The organism is Cobetia sp. SIMBA_158, from assembly GCF_046566945.1.
Lineage (GTDB): Bacteria > Pseudomonadota > Gammaproteobacteria > Pseudomonadales > Halomonadaceae > Cobetia > Cobetia amphilecti.
Map to the genome: position 1 here is coordinate 1 of NZ_JAWJYL010001194.1, position 231 is coordinate 231.

General features: G+C 39.0%; 1 pseudogene. It reads left to right on the forward strand.

Going from position 1 to position 231, the window contains the following annotated elements:
• Positions 1-231, forward strand: a pseudogene (locus R2R70_RS23520) (hypothetical protein); the annotation flags it as partial.

Genomic DNA, 231 nt, shown 5'->3' on the forward strand with positions numbered 1-231 from the left:
GAAAGTATTATTGAAAAAGATATGGAAGAAATGTTTTCTATATTTGAGCATTTTGAAGGGCAACCAGAAGATACGCTCACAGTATTATTGAACGGTTTAAATATCGGCGTTCAAAGGCATATGGATACCGGTGAATGTGCGGTTGATTTAGAAATGCTCGCTGAAGCTGGTAGAAACGTAAAGGTAGCTAAACTATTACGTGATGCCGACACGCAAGCGCGAAATAGAATG